Here is a 20,490-nt window from a genome sequence, read left to right as displayed (position 1 = left end):
GCGCTAACGCTTGCGCCAGGCTCAGTTGAAACGCACGTATTCGAAATCGACGGGCTGACGGTTGATGCCCATTGCGGGCGGCGCGATCCAGTTCGCAAACTTGCCCGGCTCCGCGACGCGCCCCATCAGCGACGCAACGTACGCACGGTCTTCCGGCGTCGGCAGCCATTTCGCTTCGTTCGCCGCCCATTCCGTTTCGCCGATCACGCGGCCATCGGGCGCGACGCGCGTGTCCTTGAAGGTGCCGATCTGCCGGTTGAACGCCTTGTGCGGCACGGTGAGACGAAAATCGATGCCCGCCTTCTCCAGCACCTTGTTCCAGCGTCCGACACCCGCGACCGAGTCCTTGATGTAGTCGTCGCGCAGCACTTCGTTCATCGCGTTGAGCATGGGCACTTCGCGCTCGACGAGCTTGCCGTCCTCGACATCGAGCAGTTTGTAGCTCTGCCCGTTCAGTTGATGATCGTCGTCGCGCTTCGTTTCTTCGTAACGGCCCTTGAGGCCCGAGCTATAAAACGTGGCGGCATTCGACGACTGATCCGCACCGAACAGATCGATGGTCACCGAGTAGTGGAAGTTCAGATAGCGCTGGATGGTCGGCAGATCGATCACGCCGGCTGCGCGAATCCGGCTCACGTCATCGGTCTTCAGTTCGTTCATCATCTGCGCCGTGCGCTGCACGACACGCGATACGCCCGATTCGCCGACGAACATGTGATGCGCTTCTTCCGTCAGCATGAACTTCGTGGTGCGCGCGAGCGGATCGAAGCCGGACTCGGCGAGCGCGCTCAACTGGAACTTGCCGTCTCGGTCCGTGAAATACGTGAACATGTAGAACGCGAGCCAGTCCGGTGTTTTCTCGTTGAAGGCGCCGAGAATGCGCGGGTTGTCGTCATCGCCCGAGCGACGGCCGAGCAGCGCTTCCGCTTCCTCGCGTCCGTCACGGCCAAAGTAACGGTGCAGCAGATACACCATTGCCCACAGGTGCCGGCCTTCTTCGACGTTCACCTGGAACAGGTTGCGCAAGTCGTACATCGACGGCGCAGTCAGACCGAGATGACGCTGCTGCTCGACGGAAGCGGGCTCCGTATCGCCTTGCGTGACGATGATGCGGCGCAGGTTCGCGCGATGCTCGCCCGGCACTTCCTGCCATGCCGCTTCGCCCTTGTGCTCGCCGAAGTTGATCGTGCGCGCCTGATCGCCGGGCGCGAGAAAAATGCCCCAGCGATAATCGGGCATCTTCACGTAATCGAAATGCGCCCAGCCGCCGGGATCGACACTCGTCGCCGTGCGCAGATACACGTCGAAATCATGCGAGCCGTCCGGGCCCATATCGCCCCACCACGACAGGAAATTCGGCTGCCATTGTTCGAGCGCGCGCTGCAGCGTGCGGTCGTCGGCGAGGTTGACGTTGTTCGGGATCTTGTCGCTGTAGTTGATGGTGGACATGTCGGTTCCTTGAGCGCGGCGCGTTCGTTGGAGGTGCGAGAGGCTTCGTATCGGCGCGATGTTGTTGTGCTTGCAGGCGGCCGTGCGTTATACGCGCGACACGTCGAATTGCGCCTTGCTGCCCTTGCCGTACACCTTGAGCGCGCCCTTCTCGCCCACCGCGTTCGGCCGGTTGAAAATCCAGTTCTGCCACGCCGTCAATCGCCCGAAGATGCGCGTCTCCATCGTCTCGCGGCCGTTGAAGCGCAGATTGGCCTCCATGCCCGTCAGCGCGTCGGGCGACATGGCCGCGCGCTCTTCGAGTGCGATGCGAATCTCGTCCGCCCAGTCGATATCGTCGAGCGATGCCGTCACGAGGCCGAGACGTTCCGCTTCAACGGCTTTCACCGGCTGGCCGGTCGTGGCGCGCACGGCGTCGAGCGCTTCCGTCTCTTCGTAGCAGCGGCGCGCGAGCCGCGACTGCTGCGTGACCATCGGATACAGCCCGAAATTGACTTCCGCCAGCGTGATGGCCGGCTCTTCGTCTTCGTTTGCCGGCAGCGCGGCCATGTAGGTGCGGTCGGCGGCAAAAGCGAATTCTGCGAATGGGCCCGCGAAACACGAACCCGGCTCGATCAGCGCGAACAGCGAGCGCGACGACACGTCGATGCGCGCGAGCGTGCGGCGCAAGAGGCCGATCGTTTCGCGCACGAACCAGTGGTCCCTGTGTTGCAGCAGCGTGGCGTCGGCAGCGAGCACCGCGCGCGCATCGCCTTCCGTCTTCAGGATCCACGTGCCGATGTCGAGTTCGTTGGGGCGCATCGAGAGAATCGCGGCGTCGAGTTCGCGCGCGAACTGCAGCGGCCACCACTTCGCGCCGCTCGCGACGATGGCGTCGATCTCCGTCGGCTGATCGATTGGTGGCGCTTTTGCTGTGAACGTGGCCGTGCGCTTCGCCCGGTCGATGCTGACGTCGAGCGTCGCATACGTGAGGCCGTCTTCGCGATCCGTGCGCTCGACGCGCGTCAGCGCCACGCCTTGCGCGTCGGCGGGACGGTCGCTCTGCTGCGCGAGTTCCAGTGCACGCGCGGCGATCGCCTGATCGAACTGGTTCGGCTTCACCACTTCGTCAACGAGACGCCATTCTTTGGCACGCGCGCCGCGAATGCCTTCGACCACTGTGCAGAAAATGTCGGCGCGATCGTGGCGGACCTTGCGCTTGTCGGTGACACGCGTCAGACCGCCCGTGCCCGGCAACACGCCGAGCAATGGCACTTCCGGCAACGCAACCGACGACGAGCGGTCATCGACCAGATAAATCTCATCGCACGCGAGCGCCAGTTCATATCCGCCGCCGGCACATGAACCGTTGACGGCTGCAAGAAACTTCAGGCCCGAGTGGCGCGACGAATCTTCGATGCCGTTGCGTGTTTCGTTGGTGAACTTGCAGAAGTTGACCTTCCATGCATGCGACGACAGGCCGAGCATGAAGATGTTTGCACCCGAGCAGAACACACGATCCTTAAGACTCGTCATGACAACGGTCCTGACTTCCGGGTGCTCGAAGCGGATGCGCTGAAGTGCATCGTGCAGTTCGATATCGACGCCAAGGTCGTATGAATTCAACTTCAGCTTGTAACCGTCGCGGATGCCGCCGTCCTCGGCAATATCGATCCCGAGCGTGGCCACCGGGCCATTGAACGACAGCTTCCAGTGCTTGTACTGCGACGGATCCGTGCGGTAGTCGATTCGCGCGGCGGCGATCTCGGCCGGGGACATGGCTGCGGACATGGGGTGTCTCCTGAAGCGGATGCAGTTCGTTTTAACGAATAATAGTGCACCACTTCGACCATGCAAAGCACTTTACTTCATGTTTTGGGGTTATCCCCTACCGTCACCGTGCACGTCACATGCATTACGTTTCGTCGCCTAGTTCAGCTGCTAGGCGTGCGGCGAGGCGGTCGCGCAGTTGCAGATAGGCGTCGGCCAGCGTGCGTTCGCTCGTGTCGAAGGTCATGTCGGCGCGGCCGTACAGTTCGCCGCGGCCCGCGAGGATGCGCTTGAGATCTTCCATCGCCTCCTTGTTGCCGGACATCGGCCGCAGATCGCCCTGCGCGACCACACGACGCATGTGCTCTTCCGGCGTGGCCTGCAGCCAGACCGTGAAACAGTGCGCCAGCAATGCGTTGAAGGTAGCGGGCTCCGACACCAGCCCGCCCGGCGACGCGATCACGGCACGCTCGTGCTCGCCAATCACGGCTTCAAGCGCGCGCTGCTCGTAACGTCGATAAGCGCTCGCACCATACAGCGAATGGATTTCCGCCGGCGGACAGCCCGCCATCTGCTGGATCACCTTCGTGATTTCGATGAAGGGCACCTTGCGCTCCTGCGCGAGCATGCGGCCAAGCGTCGATTTACCCGCGCCGCGCAACCCGATCAGTGCGATGCGGTCCTTGCGGTGGGGGTCGCGCGGCGCCTGCGCGAACATTTCCGCGAGCGCGACGCGGGCCCGCTGCAATGCTGCCTGATCGCGGCCGTGGAGCAGTTCGCGGATCAGCAGCCATTCTGCCGACGAGGTGGTTTCGTCGCCGATCACTTCGGCCAGCGGGCAGTTCAGCGTCGCCGCGATTTGCCGCAGCACCAGCACCGATGCATTGCCTACGCCGGATTCGAGATTCGCGAGGTGTCGCTCGGACAGCCCCGTTTCCGATGCCAGCGTCTTGCGCGTCATGCCGCGCCGCGCGCGCAGCAGGCGCACACGCTCGCCCATCGCGGTCAGGAAGGGATCGCGCTCTTCGCGCTCGGCTTTCGGCGCCTCATCGTCGGTGCCCGGCGTAGTTGACGCATCAGTCGCAGCGGCAGAGTAAGTTTGATTCATGTCGCAAAGCCTCATCGACTAGGTATATGTACTATAGTGCTTGACATGCTCAAGGTGAACGGTTAATTTTCGCCGCATATCGACGCAATAACAACGCCGTTGGCCCTCCGCCAGATGGCATAGGAAAAAACGGAGACGGCAGGCTGCGCAGCACATGAACTAAGGTGCGTGTCGTGTGTACAGGCAGGCTGCAATCATCTTGCATGAGGCACGAGCAGGGCCGCGGCAGATCGCAGGCGCATGCGCTCTGGGTCGTCTGTCCAGCCAGCCGGTTCGGGTCGACAGGAGGCAAGCATGTCCCCCCAGGATTTTCAGCGGCTCATTGCAGGCGTGACAGCGCGGCTGGATGGCCGCCCACTCGATGCTTCGCTCGCCGGCTGGCTCAACGCAACCTGGCCGGCGGGCAGCGCCACCTACGATGAGCTTGCCGGTGCGTGCCGCGCAGGTGTCGCCGAAGGCTGGCTATGCAATCGCGAACACGGCGGCATCCGGTATGGCCGCGTCATCAAGCCCACACCCGACACGCACGGCTTTTCCGTCGACGTGGTCGATATGCAGAACATTGCCGGTCCGCATCATGTGCATCCAAACGGCGAAATCGATCTGATCATGCCGCTCTCCGACGGCGCGACCTTCGACGGCCACCCCGCCGGCTGGTGCGTGTACGGCCCCGGCAGCGCGCACCGGCCGACTGTCGCGCAAGGTCAGGCACTCGTGCTGTATCTGCTGCCGCAAGGTGCAATCGAATTCACTCAGGACGCGAACGGCAGCTGACGCGCCTGCACGCTGCCACGATCGTTCCCACGCACTCCGTCTTACTCTGCCGGAGGAGACATGCAAGCCCTGCTGGAACCGCGCGCAGGCGAGCCCGCGCCGAATGTCGAGCCGCCACCTGCTCAATTCAACTTCGCGTCGCACCTGTTTCGCCTCAACGACGTGCGGCCCGACAAGCCGGCCTTTGTCGATGACAGCGGCGTCATCACGTATGCGCAACTCGAAGACCGCGCGCGCCGCTTCGCCGGTGCATTGCGCTCGCTCGGCGTGCATCCCGAGGAGCGCATCCTGCTCGTGATGCTGGATACGGTCGAGTTGCCCGTCGCGTTTCTCGGCGCATTGCATGCGGGCGTCGTGCCCGTGGTCGCCAATACGCTGCTGACTGCCGCCGACTATCTCTACATGCTCACGCACAGCCATGCACGTGCCGTGATCGCATCGGGCGCGCTGCTGCCGAGCGTCGAACAGGCAATGACAGACGCGGAACACGATGGCTGCCTGCTGATCGTGTCGCAGCCAGTGCAGGTCGATCCGCCGCCCGTGCATGTGCTGAGCCAGTTGATCGATGGCGCCGACCCGTTGCTGAAGCCGAATGCATGCAGCGGCGATGACATCGCTTTCTGGCTGTATTCATCGGGATCGACCGGCAAGCCGAAAGGCACAGTGCATACGCATGCCAACCTGTACTGGACTGCAGAGCTCTACGCTAAGCCGGTACTCGGCATCAAAGAACACGACGTGGTGTTTTCCGCCGCCAAGCTGTTCTTCGCCTATGGCCTCGGCAACGCGCTGACTTTCCCGCTTTCGGTCGGCGCGACGGCTGTGCTGATGGCCGAACGGCCGACGCCCGACGCCATCTTCAGGCGGCTGGTCGAGCATCGGCCGACGATCTTCTACGGCGTGCCGACGCTCTATGCAAGCATGCTCGTCTCGCCCAACCTGCCGCCGCGCGAGCGGGTGGCGATGCGCGTGTGCGCATCGGCGGGCGAAGCATTGCCGCGCGAGATCGGCGAACGGTTCACTGCGCACTTCGGCTGCGAGATTCTCGACGGCATCGGCTCGACCGAGATGCTGCATATTTTTCTGTCGAATCGCGCAGGTGAAGTCGAATACGGTACGACGGGCCGCCCTGTGCCCGGATATGAAGTGGAATTACGCGATGAGGCGGGTCACCCTGTGCCGGACGGTGAAATCGGCGACCTGTTCATCAAGGGGCCGAGCGCAGCGCTGATGTACTGGAACAACCGCGAAAAAACCCGGGCGACGTTTCTCGGCGAGTGGATCCGCAGCGGCGACAAGTACTGCCGCTTGCCGAGCGGCTGCTATCAGTACGCGGGCCGCAGCGATGACATGCTGAAGGTGAGCGGCCAGTATGTATCGCCCGTCGAAGTGGAGATGGTGCTCGTGCAACATATTGCCGTGCTCGAAGCCGCCGTGGTGGGCGTCGATCATGGCGGACTCGTCAAGACGCGTGCATTCGTCGTGCTGAAGCACAATGCCGATGCATGCGATGCGCTCGCAGATGAACTCAAGTCGTTCGTCAAAGGCAAACTCGCGCCGCACAAGTATCCTCGCGACATCGTGTTCGTCGACGATCTGCCGAAGACGGCAACAGGTAAGATTCAACGCTTCAAACTGCGAGAACAGCTCAAGAGCTGATGAACGGTATGGCCGAACCTGCTGCACGCCTGAGTGACAAAAACGCGATGATCGCGTTGCCCGCCACTGCGCAACGCGCCCCGCTGGATATCGAATACCGCTGGATCAATGCGCATCTGACCGATGCACCACTGGCCGTCTTCCTGCATGAAGGGCTTGGCTCGGTCGCGATGTGGAAAGACTGGCCCCAATCGCTGTGCGACCGGCTCGGCATGCGTGGACTCGTGTATTCGCGCCCTGGCTACGGACGTTCGACGCCGCGTCCGCATCACGTCAAACTCCCCGTCGACTTCATGTCGGTGCAGGCGCGCGATGTCTTACCTGCATTGCTCGATGCACTGCACGTGAGCACCGATGAACGAAAGCGCATGTGGGTGATCGGCCACAGCGATGGCGGCTCGATCACGCTGCTCTATGCTGCCGCTTCTCCCGATGCACTGGCAGGCGCGGTTGTGATTGCACCGCATGTATTCGTCGAGGATATTTCCGTCGCCAGTATCGCCGAGGCGAAGACAGCCTATGAGCAGACGGATCTGCGCAGCAAGCTGGCCCGGCATCACGACGACGTCGATTCGGCGTTCTACGGCTGGAACGACGTGTGGCTGAGCGACGCATTCCGCTCATGGCGCATCGTCGATGAACTCGAATGCATTCACTGCCCGTTGCTCGCAGTACAAGGACACGACGATCACTACGGCACGATGGCGCAGATCGACACGATTGCGCAACGCGCGCCGCAAACCGCACTCGCGAAGCTGGACAATTGCGGTCACTCGCCGCATCGCGATGCGCCGCAAGCACTCAACGATGCGATCGCCGCTTTCATCGAACGCAACAGCGACAGCAACGCCGCGCAAACCTGACCGGCCGCGTCGGTTCGGGACCGCACCGTCACGCCACGGCGAGCCGGATCGAAAGCCTTTTCGGCCGCCGCGCGCTCGCCGCACCACCATTCTTTACATTCTGGACTCGCCGCGTTCTACCCGATCGTTATAGGATGCGTCACCGTTCGCGCGTCGCAGGTGTTCGCCTGCTCACGTTCAACGCGCGCTTCACTACGTCGACGACATCATGAACCGCGACCAGAAACAACACGACAAGCACCACGAATCCCCGCTCGAGTCGGCTGTGAAAACCGCCGCGTCCACCCAGAAACTGCTCACGAGTCACGGCCAGCTCGGCTTCGGCAACGGACTGATCGCGACCGTTGTCGCGCTGGTACTCAGCTTCCTGTCGCTGTTCGGCGTACTGGCATTCCATTTCCCGCAGTATCTGACCACACCTGAACTGCGCCACGTCTATTCCGTCGACCTGATGCGGCAGATCCTGTTCTGCGCGTTGATCGTTTCGGGCGGCCTGGCACTCGGCAGCATCGTGGTCGACAATCGCCGGCACATCAATGCACTCTCGTTCATCTTCGTGATCGTCGCCGTGGCACTCGGCGGCTCGCGTGTGCCTGTCGGCGATTTTCCGGATCACACGCCGTATATCGGCGCCGACTGGTTCATTCTCGATCTGCTCGGCTCGACCACGATCTTCGTGCTGCTCGAAAAGCTCTTTCCGTTGCACCGCAAGCAGCCGGTGTTCCGGGCCGAATGGCAAACGGACATGGTGCACTTCGCGTTCAACCACTTCATCATCGGGCTTGCGCTGCTGATCGTGAACTTCATGATTCATCGCGCATTTGGATGGATGGCAAATGCAGGTTTTCAACATGCGGTGCAGCAGATTGCATTTGTGCCGCAGTTATTGCTCTGCATGCTGGTTGCCGACCTTGCCGAATATGGAGTGCACCGCGCCTATCATGAAGTGCCTTTCCTGTGGCGCTTCCATGCCGTGCATCACAGCGTCAAGTCGATGGACTGGCTGGCGGGATCGCGCCAGCATGTGCTCGAACTGATCGCCACGCGCGTCGTCGTGCTCGGCCCGCTATTCGTGCTCGGGTTCGACAAGGCAGTCATCGATGCGTACATCATCATCGTCGGCTTCCAGGCCGTGTTCAATCATGCGAACGTGAGCTTGCCATGGGGTCCGTTGCGTTACGTGTTTGTCACGCCGGATTTTCATCACTGGCATCACTCGTCCGAAGATGAAGCGATCGACAAGAACTACGCTGCACATTTCGCCTTCATCGATTACCTGTTCGGCACGGCCGTCAAGGCAGAGCGCCGCTTTCCCGAGACCTATGGCGTGGTCGGCGACTACATGCCGGATGGATTCGTGCGTCAGCAGGCGTTTCCGTTCCGCGGCCCCCGATAGCGAATGCACTGGACTGCAGTTGTCCACATAATCCGTGATCAACCTTGTGGATAACCTGCCGATAAGCGCCACAAGTCATTGAACCGTCACAGAGAATGCGCGCTGCATCACATGTAGCGCGCACTCGCCTTCCAGCACTGCTTGTGCGCGCATGCACCATCAAGCATGAATGACATGCAGCAAAGCTGCATGTCTTACGTCACCTCACGCTTCACAATACCTACACACATGCTGGCTATCGTTACGCGTCTCTCAAGCTGACGCCGGAGGATGACGATGCCCGCTGTGCACGAAACTGCATGTAGCTCGCGACGCAAGCGTTTGCACCTTGCGCTTGCCGTGATGGCGGCATCGATCGCGGCTGCAGCGTGCAACGACGACACCGCCGTCCAGACATCGCAAGACCCGCAACATCAACAGTCAGTCGCACAACAGCCCGTTCTCGCCACGACTTTCAACGCCGTCCCCTCGCAATCCGCGCCAGCCACAGGCGCCGCGCTTCAAGCTCCGCAGTCCCCTGCCGCGCAGGCACAAGCCGCCTCCCCCAACGGCGCCAGCGCAGCCGATTCCGTCGTTCTCGCACCACCCGTGATTCACACCGTCGATTGAGTTCTGCCCAGTCAGGCTCCATGCCCCCGCGTGGAAGTCCTCCCTTACCGTTTCTTCCCTCACGATCGAAGACAACATGACCACAAAGAACCGCCGTGATTTTCTGCGCGCAGCCGCCCAGGCAGCCGGCTCCGCAACGGCCTTGACGATGTTGCCCGCCGGCATCCGCAACGCGCTCGCCATTCCCGCGAACAACAAGACGGGCAGCATCCGCGATGTCGAGCACATCGTCGTGCTGATGCAGGAAAACCGTTCGTTCGACCATTACTTCGGCACGCTGCGCGGTGTGCGCGGCTTCGGCGACACGCGCGCGATCAACCTGCCGAACGGCAAATCCGTCTGGCATCAACCGCTGGTGGGCGGCGTCGGCGAAGTGCTGCCGTTCCGTCCGACCGCGCCGAATCTCGGCCTGCAGTTCCTGCAAGATTTGCCGCATGACTGGCCGACGACGCACGGCGCATGGAACGGTGGCCGCAACGATCAGTGGGTGCCGAACAAGGGCACGACGACGATGGCGTATATGACGCGCGACGACATCCCGTTCCACTATCAGCTGGCCGATTCGTTCACGATCTGCGACGCCTATCACTGCTCGCTGATGGGCGCGACCGATCCGAACCGCTACTACATGTGGACGGGCTGGGTCGGCAACGACGGTTCGGGCGGCGGCCCCGTGGTCGACAATTCAGAACTGGGCTACGGCTGGTCGACGTATCCGGAAGTGCTGGAAGCAGCCGGCGTTTCGTGGAAGATCTATCAGGACGTCGGCACCGGCCTTGACGCAAACGGCTCATGGGGCTGGACGAACAATCCGTATATCGGCAATTACGGCGACAACTCGCTGCTCTACTTCAACCAGTATCGCAACGCGCAGCCGGGCAATCCGCTGTACGACAAGGCGCGCACGGGCACGAACGTGTCGGCGGGCGATACGTACTTCGACATTCTGCGCAAGGATGTGCAGAACAACCAGTTGCCGCAGGTGTCGTGGATCGTCGCGCCGGAAGCCTACTCGGAGCACCCGAACTGGCCGGCCAACTACGGCGCGTGGTACGTCGATCAGGTCTTGCAGATTCTCACGTCGAATCCGGACCTGTGGAGCAAGACCGTGCTGCTCATCAACTACGACGAGAACGACGGCTTCTTCGATCACGTGTCGCCGCCGTTCGCGCCGTCATCGAATGCGAATGGTCTGTCGACGGTCGCGACGACCAACGAAATCTATCCCGGCGGTAACAACGGCAAATACGCGCCCGGTCCGTACGGTCTCGGACCGCGCGTGCCGATGCTGGTCGTGTCGCCGTGGTCGAAAGGCGGCTATGTGTGCTCGGAGGTGTTCGATCACACGTCGGTGATTCGATTTATTCAGGCGCGGTTCGGCCAGGGCAACAAGCTGTCGGAGTCGCACATCACACCGTGGCGTCGCGCCGTGTGCGGCGACCTGACCTCGGCGTTCAACTTCAAGAACCCGAACGATGCGTTCCCGACGCTGCCGTCAACCGCTGCCTACAAGCCGCAGGACAGCGACCGCCACCCCGACTACGTGCCGCTGCCGCCTGTTATTGGCGCCGTGCCGAAGCAGGAGCCGGGCGTGCGCCCTGCGCGTGCCGTGCCGTACGAACTGTTCGTGCGTATCGACGATCACAACAGCAACGGCAAGCTCTCGATGCGCTTCGTCAACACGGGCGACGCCGGCGCGCACTTCCTCGTATTCGACGCGCTGAGCGCCGACGCGCCGCGCACCTACACGGTCGCAGCGGGCAAGCGCCTCGTCGATCAACTGGCCGTGAAAGCCGATGGTTCGTACGACTTCACGGTGCACGGGCCGAACGGCTTCCTGCGCCGCTTTGCCGGCAAGCTGATCGCGCAGCAGGCGTGGAACAGCCACAAATCCGCGCAGCCGGAAGTCGCGGAAGGCTATGACGTGGCGAACGGCAATCTGCAATTGCGCCTGAAGAACGATGGCAACACGCGTTGCCAGTTCAAGGTCGTCAATGCGTACGATTCGGGCAAAACGCTCACACACACCGTGCGCGGCGGCGATAGCGACACCGTGTATCTCGATCTGCGTCAGGTGTATGGCTGGTATGACCTGACGATCACCGTCGATACCGACACGGCATTCGTGCGCCGTGTGGCCGGCCACGTCGAGACGGGCAAGCCGAGCATGAGCGATCCTGCGCTCGGCGGGCAATAACTGTTGCGCTAGCAATAGCGGCGGCGCGAGTGTTGCAACGCCGTAATGGAAGGACTGAGCCCGTGCCGTTGTATCGACGGCACGGGCTTTTTCGTTGGCGCTCAGGCGCGCTTCGGAATTTCCAGCCCGCGCTGGACGGCGGGACGCGCGAGAAACGCGTCGAGCGCGCGCTTCACATGCGGGAAGTCGCTGAAGCCAACCAGATCGCCGGCCTCGTAAAAGCCGACCAGATTGCGCACCCACGGGAACGTGGCGATATCGGCAATCGTGTAGTCGTCGCCCATGATCCACGTGCGGGTTGCGAGGCGCTCGTTCAGCACGTTAAGCAGCCGCTTCGATTCGTTGACATAGCGGTCGCGCGGACGCTTGTCTTCGTACTCCTTGCCCGCGAATTTGTGGAAGAAGCCGATCTGGCCGAACATCGGCCCGATGCCTGCCATCTGGAACATCAGCCACTGAATCGTCTCGTAGCGCGCCGAAGCACGCTGCGGGATGAATTGCCCCGTCTTGTCAGCGAGATACAGCAGAATCGCGCCCGACTCGAACAGCGGCAGCGGTTCGCCGTCCGGCCCATTGGGATCGATGATCGCGGGAATCTTGTTGTTCGGATTGAGCGACATGAATTCCTGCGACAGCTGGTCGTTCGCATCGAAGCGCACCAGATGCGGTTCGTACGCGAGGCCGGTCTCCTCCAGCATGATCGAGACCTTGACGCCGGTGGGTGTCGGCAGCGAATAGAGCTGGATCCGCCCGGGATGCGTAGCGGGCCACTTGTTCGCAATCGGAAAGACGGAAGGATCAGGCATGTAAGGTCCTTGTGAGCATATGTATCGATAAACAGCGACCAATATAGACGGGTTGCCCCTGCTTTGCTTGCGGGCGGCCCGGCGGCAACGGTCGCGGCCGCGCGCCCTCAATGCCGATGTCGATGATGTATATCGGGAAAATGAGCGTGCGTATGCGTGATGCGTGCGTGAACATGTGGATGCACATGCGGCTCGACGCCGTCCCAATCGAAATCATGCTGGTGCTGATGATGTTCGTCATGCCGATGACGATGGCTGTGGTCGAGCGGATCATGCGTGTGCTCGTGATCATGCCGCTCACGTAGATGCAGCCAGACACCGAGCGCCATCAACGCTGCTGCTATCCAGAAGATAGGCGTTGGCTGCCCGGGCCACAGCGCAAACGAAATCGCGACGCCGAACAAAGGCGCAACCGAAAAATACGCACCCGTGCGCGCCGTACCCAGATGACGTAGCGCGATAACAAACAGCACGAGACTCACACCATAACCGGCCAGCCCCGCCACCATCGATGCAGCGATCAGGCTCGCGGCCGGTGCATGCGCGCCGAGCGCCCGCGCGATGCCGACATTGACGACGCCCGCGACCAGCCCTTTGACGCAGGCGCTAAACATTGCATCGTTGGTCGAGACCTTGCGCGTCAGGTTGTTGTCGATGGCCCAGCACAGACACGCGGCAGCGACCAGCAACGCGCCCGCGCCTACACCACCGCCGCCCGGCTGCCACGACAGCAGCACGCCGCCCGCGACAATCGCCATCATGCCGAGAAATACACGGGTATCGACATTCTCACGGAACACGAACCATGCGATCAGCGCAGTGATGACGCCTTCGAGGTTGAGCAGCAGCGAAGCTGTCGCCGCTGGTGTCGCGGCGAGGCCGAACATCAGCAACGCCGGACCCGCAATACCGCCCGCAGCGATGGCACCCATCAACCACGGCAGTTCCCTGCGTGGCATGGCCAGTTCGTTTGGGGTGTTCACAGCAGGCTCTCGCCGCACACCACGGATCAGCATTGCAACCGCCAGTCCGCAGCCGCTGCCGAGATAGAACAGACCCGCGACCATAAATGGCGACAGTGCGCCAAGCAATGCTTTCGCAAATGGCGTCGTCGCACCGAATAGAACGGCTGCCAGTATGGCCGTGAACGCGGCGCTATGACGTGTGCCCATGATGTCTTTGTCCCTGCTTTTGCTGGATGCCTATCCTGAACGCCGTTTTTGTCACGGGCTTATATGAGGCCCAGCAAGCGCGGCAGCGCAGCAACACCAACACCGCGCCGCCGACTCGCAGCGTCACCCTGCGCTCACGCGCTCGCTCGCCTCTGCCTCGCCCGTGTCGCTCGCGACCCGCGCGAGCACGGGTGCCAGTGCTTGCCCCGTATGGCTCGCCGCGACGCGAACCAGACCTTCGGGATCGGTCGATGCCACGATCGTTCCGCCACCGACGCCGCCTTCCGGCCCGAGATCGATGATCCAGTCTGCTTCAGCGATCACATCGAGGTCGTGTTCGATCACCACGACGCTATGCCCCGCGTTCGCAAGCCGATGCAGCACACGGATCAGCTTCGCGACGTCGGCCATGTGCAGGCCGACGGTCGGTTCATCGAGCACATACAGCGTGTGCGGCGCCTTCTGTCCACGACGCGTGATGTCGTCGCGCACCTTGCTCAGTTCCGTGACCAGCTTGATGCGCTGCGCCTCGCCACCCGACAGCGTCGGCGACGGCTGGCCGAGCGTCAGATAACCCAGGCCAACGTCCTTCATCAACTGCAATGGATGCGCGATATTCGACATCGCCGCAAAGAAATCGACGGCTTCGTCAATTTCCATTGTCAGCACGTCGCCGATGTTCTTGCCGCGCCATGTCACTGCGAGCGTCTCGGGGTTGAAGCGCTGACCGTGGCACACGTCGCACGGCACCTTCACGTCGGGCAGGAAGCTCATGCCGATGGTTCGCACGCCTTGCCCTTCACACGCCGGGCAACGTCCATCGCCCGTATTGAAAGAGAAGCGCGAAGCCGAGTAGCCGCGTGCACGCGCTTCGAGCGTATCGGCGAACAGACGACGGATCGTGTCCCACACGCCGATGTATGTGGCGGGACAGGAGCGTGGCGTTTTGCCGATTGGCGTCTGATCGACTTCGAGCACGCGATCGATCGATTCGTAGCCGCTGATCGATTCGCAGCCCTGCCACGCGTGCGTGACATTGAGCGATGGCCGCGGTGCGCTGCGCGCGAGCACGCTCGAACGGCGGTTCGTTGCAGGCGCTTCGTCACCTTGTGCGGCCTTGCGCGCACGGCGCACCGCCGGCGACGACAGCACTGATCGGCCGACAGCGTCCAGCAGATTCGTCATCACCACATCGCGCGCGAGGGTCGATTTGCCCGATCCACTCACACCTGTCACGGCGACGAGACGCCCGAGCGGGATGCCCACGGTTACGTCGCGTAGATTGTGCAGCGTTGCGCCATGCACGGTAAGCCACTTTTCGGGCACGGCGGGCGCACGTTTGGTGGCAAGCGATACAGGACGCCGCGCTTGCAGCGGGTGCAGGATGGGCTGCGCGAGAAACTGACCGGTCAACGAATCGGACTGGGCAGAAAGATCGCCGACACGCCCTTGCGCCACCAGCGTGCCGCCGCGTTTGCCCGCGCCTGGACCGATGTCGATGATGTGATCCGCGCGGCGAATCGTGTCTTCGTCGTGCTCGACCACGACCAGCGTATTGCCCTTGTCGCCCAGCTTGCGCAGCGCGTTCAGCAGAATCTGGTTGTCGCGCGGGTGCAAACCGATGGTCGGCTCGTCGAGCACGTAACAGACGCCCTGCAAGTTGCTGCCGAGTTGCGCCGCGAGACGGATGCGCTGCGCTTCGCCGCCGGACAGGCTCGGTGCCGCTCGATCGAGGCTCAGATAACCCAGGCCTACCTCTTCCAGGAATTGCAGGCGGCTGCCGATTTCACTGATCACGTCGCGCGCGATTTCCGCATCGCGTCCCGTCAGTTCGAGTCCGTCGATCCAGCGGCGCGTATCCGACACGGTCCATTGCGCGACATCGACAATCGGCGTTTCGCTGAACGTCACCGCGCGGGCAGACGGATTCAGGCGCGTGCCGTGGCAATCCGGACACGGCTCGTCGCCGACGCCCTCCGGTTCCTGCTCGTCCGATGGCAAGGTCTGCTCGCGCCCACGATTGTCGTCGACGAGTACTGTGTCGTCGTACGCGGCGCGCTGTTCGCGCGTCAACGCGAGGCCCGTACCGACACAGGTCGTGCACCAGCCGTGCTTGCTGTTGTAGGAGAACATACGCGGGTCCAGTTCCGGATAGCTGGTACCGCACACGGGGCATGCCCGCTTGACCGACAACACCTTCACTTCACCAACGTGCGCCGTTGGGCCGTTGCGGGTCATCGCGCGTTCGAGACCGTCGAGCGGTGCAAGCAGATGCATCACGCCCTTGCCCACTTCCAGCGTTTCGTCGAGCAGACGGCGCAATTCGGCCTCCTTGTCTGCCGACACGACGATGTCGCCAACAGGCAATTCGATCGTATGCTCGCGGAAACGATCGAGCTTCGGCCACGGATCGACAGACACGAACTCGCCGTCTACGCGCAGATGCGTATTGCCGCGCGCTTTCGCCCACTTCGCGAGATCGGTATAGACGCCCTTGCGGTTCACGACGAGCGGCGCCAGCAAACCGACATGCTGCCCCTTGTGATCGCGCATCAGCTGCGCAAGGATCGATTCGACGCTTTGCGACGTCACCGGCGCGCCGTCGTGGATACAGTGCTGGATGCCGAGTTTCACGTACAGCAAACGCAGGAAATGCCACACCTCCGAGGTCGTGGCGACCGTGCTCTTGCGTCCGCCGCGCGACAGCCGCTGCTCGATTGCGACGGTAGGCGGAATGCCATACACGGCATCGACTTCAGGACGTCCAGCCGGCTGCACGATAGAGCGCGCGTACGCATTCAGCGATTCCAGATACCGGCGTTGACCTTCATGGAACAGGATATCGAACGCGAGCGTCGACTTGCCCGAACCGGACACGCCCGTGATGACGTTGAACTTGCCGTGCGGAATATCGACGTCGAGCGCCTTCAGGTTGTGTTCGCGTGCATTGACGATACGCACGACATCTTCGCCCTCGACCGCTCGCCTTGCGCGCGCTGCGTTGAGCGCCGTCTGCAGCGGCATGCCATGTGCGGCCGCTTCGGCTTTTTCTGCTGCTTCGGTTGGTTCGATGGCGACGCCCATGGCGCGATCGTATTGCACGAGCGCTTCGCCGGTATGCGAGCCGGGGCATTGCTTGACCTCATCCGGCGAACCCGCGCACACGACGAGGCCACCCGCGTCACCACCTTCGGGACCGAGATCGATCAGCCAGTCGGACGCGCGAATCACGTCGAGATTGTGCTCGATCACGATGAGCGAATGACCGCCTGCCAGCAGTTTGCCGAACGCCTGCATCAGCTTGGCGATGTCATCGAAGTGCAGACCGGTAGTCGGCTCGTCGAACATGAAAAGACGCGGCGGCGCCTGTTTGGCACTGTTGCGTGCCGTCTGCGCCTGGGCCGTTTCCGCGAGAAAGCCCGCGAGCTTCAGACGTTGCGCTTCACCGCCCGACAGCGTCGGCACCGGCTGCCCCAGCTTCACGTATTCAAGACCGACATCGACGATAGGCTGAAGCACGCGCAGCACTTCACTATCTGCGGCGAACAGCACGACCGCTTCGTGCACGGTCAACTCCAGCACGTCCGCAATGCTCAGCGCGCGACCCGCCCGCTCGATCTTCACTTCGAGCACTTCGGGCCGATAACGGGTGCCGTCGCAATCCGGGCAACGCAGATAGACGTCGCTCAGGAATTGCATTTCGATGTGTTCGAAGCCGGAACCGCCGCAAGTCGGACAACGCCCGTCGCCTGAGTTGAAGCTGACCACACCCGCGCCATAGCCGCGCTGCAGCGCAAGCGGCGCTTTCGCAAACAGCTTGCGGATTTCGTCGAAAGCGCCAACGTAGCTGGCAGGATTCGAGCGCGGGGTTTTGCCGATCGGCGACTGATCGACGAAGATCGCGTCGCTGATCTGTTCGACGCCCGTCAGGCTGCGGTGCGCACCCGGCGATTCGGTTGCCTTGCCAAGCTGCCGCGCGAGCGCGGGGTACAGCACGTCTTGAATCAGCGTCGACTTGCCCGAGCCCGATACGCCTGTCACGCAGACCAGCCGCTGCAGCGGGATTTCGACGGTCACATCGCGCAGGTTATGCTGGCGTGCGCCTTCCAGCACGATGCGCGGCGTGCTGGCGTCGACCGCGCGGCGCGCCCAGTGCGCAGCATCGGCGACGTGCTTGCGCCCGCCCAGATACTCGCCCGTCAGCGTGCCCGCCGAACGGATCTTGTCCGGCGTGCCGTCGTAGATGATCGTGCCGCCGCGCTCGCCCGGTCCCGGTCCCATGTCGATCAGGCGGTCAGCGGCAAGCATCACAGACGGGTCGTGCTCAACGACAACAAGCGTGTTCCCCGCGTCGCGCAACCGATGCATCGCTTCGACGATCCGGTTCAGGTCGCGTGGATGCAGGCCGATGCTCGGCTCGTCTAGCACGAACAACGTCTTGGTCAACGACGTGCCAAGCGCGGTCGTCAGGTTGATACGTTGCACTTCACCGCCCGACAAGGTGCGGCTCTGACGGTCCAGCGTGAGATAGCCGAGGCCGACGTCACACAGGTATTTGAGACGCGTGCGCACTTCGGCGAGCAGAAGCTTCAGCGCGTCGTCCAGCAGCGCGCTCGGTAGTGTGATGTCATCGAAGAAGCGCCGGATGCGCTCGATGGGCAGCAGCATCAGATCGTGTACGGTCAGGCCCGGCAAGGCTTCGAGCTGGCCACGATTCCAGTCGACTCCGCGCGGCAAGAAACGCTGTGCCGGTTCCAGCACGGCGTCGGCATTCTGCTTCGAACCCAGCCGCCACAACAGCGATTCCGTTTTCCGGCGCGCGCCGCCGCAGGTTTCGCACGGCGTATAGCTGCGGTACTTCGACAACAGCACGCGGATATGCATCTTGTACGCCTTCGACTCCAGATAGCCGAAAAAGCGCTTCACGCCATACCACTGCTTCTGCCATTCGCCGTCCCAATCCGGTGAGCCGTTGATGACCCAGTCGCGCTCGTCCTGCGTGAGTTCGGACCAGCGTGTGTCGCGGCGAATGTTCGCCTTTGCCGCATAACGCATCAGGTCGTCCTGGCATTCTTTCCAGGCGGGCGTCTGCATCGGCTTGATGGCGCCGCCACGCAACGTCTTGCGTTCGTCGGGGATCACGAGACCGAGATCGACGCCGATCACGCGGCCAAAGCCACGGCACGTATCGCACGCGCCGTATGCCGAGTTGAACGAGAACAGCGCGGGCTGAGGATCGGCATAGCGCAGATCGCTGTCAGGATTGTGCAGCCCGGTGGAGAAGCGCCAGATTTGCGGCTCGGCGCCCTCGTCCTCTTGCGATTGCGGCAGGACGTAGACATGGACTCGCCCACCGCCACGCTTGAGCGACGCTTCGATCGCCTCGACTACACGCGCGTTTTCGACCTGATGCAACCGAAAACGGTCCGCCACGACGTCGAGCACCTTGCGCATGCCCGTGGGCGACGCGACTTCGCGTTGCGCCTGAACACGCGTGTAGCCGCTCGCCGACAGCCATTGCTCGACTTCCGCCTCGCTCGTCGATTCCGGCAATTCGACGGGGAACGTCACGACAATACGGGGATCGTCGGCAGCCGTGCGCGCGTCCAGTTCCGCGTAGATCGTTTCCGGAGAATCGTGCCGCACGGCCTGCGCGGTTACGCGGTCGAACAGTTCGGCCGCGCGTGCGTAAAGCAGCTTCAGATGGTCGTTCAGCTCCGTCATCGTGCCGACCGTGGACCGCGAACTGCGTACGGGGTTGGTCTGGTCGATAGCAATGGCGGGCGGCACGCCGTCGACGCGATCGACCTGCGGGCGGTCCATCCGGTCGAGAAACTGCCGCGCGTAAGCGCTGAATGTTTCAACGTAGCGACGCTGCCCTTCGGCGTACAACGTGTCGAACACGAGGCTCGATTTGCCCGAGCCCGACGGCCCCGTCACGACGGTCATTTCGCCCGTGCGAAGGTCGAGATCGACGTTCTTCAGGTTGTGCTGGCGTGCGCCACGAATGCGGATCGTTCCGTTAGATGACAATTTGCCTGTCCGTCTGAATGAGTTAGCCGGGGCATGATGGCGGCGAGTGGCGGCCACGCGTGCGCGTTCGGCGAGAATCGGGTGGCGCAAAGTGCCAGCTTTGTGGAAAGCGGCCGCGCCAGATAGGTGAATACTATACTGTATGCCTATACAGTTTTGCACGCGGATTGCACGACAATATCGCGGCAAATGGCATAGGCCAAATCACCTGTTTATGACGCGCCACCGGGCGCGCGGTTCAGCGCGGAATCGAGTCAATCCTGGCGCAACTCGCGCGATCCGCGGCGCTCGCCGGCGCGATGCCGGCGAGCGTCGGAAAAGAAAAACCCGGTGGAGCACCGGGTTCAATGGCCGTCCCCCACAGCCTTCGGGCGAAGACTGTTCGGCCGCTTGCCACACGCCATCTGGCACCTTGCGGCGGTCGAATGCGCATCGACGATGGTCTTCGTCTGGTTCGCCCCCCGGCGGACCACGAAGCGTCGGACGACTCCTCGCAGCACCTCTTGCATCGTCCGAACGCCATGACAATGTAAAAGCGCAGGCTTAACGGAAACTTAAAGCACTGCGACTTGCGCGGAACGCTATCGAGCGCACTCGCAACAGCCTCAGATTCGTCGAATGGAAGTTCGATACACGCGACCTATCATTCTCAGGAACGCCGAGGTGGTTGCATCG

General features: G+C 62.5%; 11 protein-coding genes. 5 read left to right on the top strand and 6 right to left on the bottom strand.

The features are described from left to right. Positions 1-21: 21 nt before the first annotated feature. From boxB to DK391_RS22135, 3 genes are all read right to left on the bottom strand, one after another. The gene (gene boxB / locus DK391_RS22145) at positions 22-1,449 is read right to left on the bottom strand and encodes a benzoyl-CoA 2,3-epoxidase subunit BoxB (protein WP_109480126.1); all 1,428 of its coding nucleotides are present in this window, start codon (positions 1,447-1,449) and stop codon (positions 22-24) included. Positions 1,450-1,536: 87 nt separating this feature from the next. Beyond that, complete coding sequence (gene boxC / locus DK391_RS22140; RefSeq protein WP_204117417.1) at positions 1,537-3,207, bottom strand: 2,3-epoxybenzoyl-CoA dihydrolase; 1,671 nt, start codon at positions 3,205-3,207, stop codon at positions 1,537-1,539. 136 nt (positions 3,208-3,343) lie between these two features. Further along, positions 3,344-4,306, bottom strand: a complete 963-nt coding sequence (locus tag DK391_RS22135) for a helix-turn-helix transcriptional regulator (RefSeq protein ID WP_109480124.1) — start codon at positions 4,304-4,306, stop codon at positions 3,344-3,346. A 294-nt stretch (positions 4,307-4,600) separates the two neighbouring features. Here DK391_RS22135 and DK391_RS22130 point away from each other — a divergent pair, with 294 nt between their 5' ends. The 5 genes from DK391_RS22130 to DK391_RS22105 all read left to right on the top strand — a co-directional run bounded on the left by DK391_RS22130 (position 4,601) and on the right by DK391_RS22105 (position 11,804). Then, complete coding sequence (locus DK391_RS22130; RefSeq protein WP_109480123.1) at positions 4,601-5,080, top strand: DUF4863 family protein; 480 nt, start codon at positions 4,601-4,603, stop codon at positions 5,078-5,080. A 60-nt stretch (positions 5,081-5,140) separates the two neighbouring features. Next, a complete protein-coding gene (locus DK391_RS22125; RefSeq protein ID WP_109480122.1) occupies positions 5,141-6,739 on the top strand; it encodes a benzoate-CoA ligase family protein in 1,599 nt (532 codons plus the stop codon). After that, a complete protein-coding gene (locus tag DK391_RS22120) occupies positions 6,739-7,602 on the top strand; it encodes an alpha/beta hydrolase (protein ID WP_109480121.1) in 864 nt (287 codons plus the stop codon). Before DK391_RS22125 ends, DK391_RS22120 begins: the two co-directional genes overlap by 1 nt. Positions 7,603-7,810: 208 nt before the next feature. Beyond that, the gene (locus tag DK391_RS22115; protein ID WP_109480120.1) at positions 7,811-8,998 is read left to right on the top strand and encodes a sterol desaturase family protein; all 1,188 of its coding nucleotides are present in this window, start codon (positions 7,811-7,813) and stop codon (positions 8,996-8,998) included. Between the two features lie 685 nt (positions 8,999-9,683). Beyond that, positions 9,684-11,804, top strand: a complete 2,121-nt coding sequence (locus tag DK391_RS22105) for a phospholipase C, phosphocholine-specific (protein WP_109480119.1) — start codon at positions 9,684-9,686, stop codon at positions 11,802-11,804. A gap of 101 nt (positions 11,805-11,905) precedes the next feature. Here the strand turns inward: DK391_RS22105 and DK391_RS22100 are convergent, their stop codons facing one another. The 3 genes from DK391_RS22100 to uvrA all read right to left on the bottom strand — a co-directional run bounded on the left by DK391_RS22100 (position 11,906) and on the right by uvrA (position 19,815). Beyond that, complete coding sequence (locus DK391_RS22100) at positions 11,906-12,610, bottom strand: glutathione binding-like protein (RefSeq protein ID WP_109480118.1); 705 nt, start codon at positions 12,608-12,610, stop codon at positions 11,906-11,908. Positions 12,611-12,717: 107 nt separating this feature from the next. Further along, positions 12,718-13,782: a DMT family transporter gene (locus DK391_RS22095; RefSeq protein ID WP_109480117.1), complete on the bottom strand. Its 1,065-nt coding sequence runs from the start codon at positions 13,780-13,782 to the stop codon at positions 12,718-12,720. A gap of 123 nt (positions 13,783-13,905) precedes the next feature. Next, positions 13,906-19,815 (bottom strand): excinuclease ABC subunit UvrA, encoded by a 5,910-nt coding sequence (gene uvrA / locus DK391_RS22090; protein WP_109480116.1) that lies wholly within the window; start codon positions 19,813-19,815, stop codon positions 13,906-13,908. Between the last annotated feature and the right edge of the window lie 675 nt (positions 19,816-20,490).

Origin of the sequence: Paraburkholderia sp. C35, assembly GCF_003121405.1 — a bacterium.
GTDB lineage: Bacteria > Pseudomonadota > Gammaproteobacteria > Burkholderiales > Burkholderiaceae > Paraburkholderia.
Note: the sequence above shows the minus strand (reverse complement) of the source record. Positions and strands in the feature narration are given on the sequence as shown.

Coding starts and splice junctions, on each gene's coding strand:
- boxB (WP_109480126.1), bottom strand. CDS start 1,449: ATGTCCACCATCAACTACAGCGACAAGATCCCGAACAACGTCAACCTC.
- boxC (WP_204117417.1), bottom strand. CDS start 3,207: ATGTCCCCGGCCGAGATCGCCGCCGCGCGAATCGACTACCGCACGGAT.
- DK391_RS22135 (WP_109480124.1), bottom strand. CDS start 4,306: ATGAATCAAACTTACTCTGCCGCTGCGACTGATGCGTCAACTACGCCG.
- DK391_RS22130 (WP_109480123.1), top strand. CDS start 4,601: ATGTCCCCCCAGGATTTTCAGCGGCTCATTGCAGGCGTGACAGCGCGG.
- DK391_RS22125 (WP_109480122.1), top strand. CDS start 5,141: ATGCAAGCCCTGCTGGAACCGCGCGCAGGCGAGCCCGCGCCGAATGTC.
- DK391_RS22120 (WP_109480121.1), top strand. CDS start 6,739: ATGAACGGTATGGCCGAACCTGCTGCACGCCTGAGTGACAAAAACGCG.
- DK391_RS22115 (WP_109480120.1), top strand. CDS start 7,811: ATGAACCGCGACCAGAAACAACACGACAAGCACCACGAATCCCCGCTC.
- DK391_RS22105 (WP_109480119.1), top strand. CDS start 9,684: ATGACCACAAAGAACCGCCGTGATTTTCTGCGCGCAGCCGCCCAGGCA.
- DK391_RS22100 (WP_109480118.1), bottom strand. CDS start 12,610: ATGCCTGATCCTTCCGTCTTTCCGATTGCGAACAAGTGGCCCGCTACG.
- DK391_RS22095 (WP_109480117.1), bottom strand. CDS start 13,782: ATGGGCACACGTCATAGCGCCGCGTTCACGGCCATACTGGCAGCCGTT.